Source organism: Peribacillus sp. SIMBA_075, assembly GCF_046534585.1.
On sequence record NZ_JAWRYN010001324.1, the window covers coordinates 1 to 246 of the forward strand.

Here is a 246-nt window from a genome sequence, read left to right on the forward strand (position 1 = left end):
CCCATTTTCCACACGCGCTTGGAACTCTGCCAGCGAAACTTCAGGAATCTCGATCGTCTCGCTCACTTCATTTACACCGTCTTTGCGCAAATAATGAAGCAAAACGTCTCCTTCTGTTTCTGTGCCGATGTATTCGTGGCCTGAGCTTTTCGCCCATGCTTGTAAATCGGCTGTAGAGCCTTTATCGGTCGCCTGGATTTCCAGCACATCGCCGGAAGCCAGGTCTTTCATCGCTTTTTTCGTTTT

1 protein-coding gene is annotated in these 246 nt (G+C 49.2%); it reads right to left on the reverse strand.

Going from position 1 to position 246, the window contains the following annotated elements:
• The coding region (locus SB775_RS32645) for a sulfurtransferase TusA family protein (RefSeq protein ID WP_410865442.1) at nt 1-246 on the reverse strand (246 nt) is incomplete at both ends.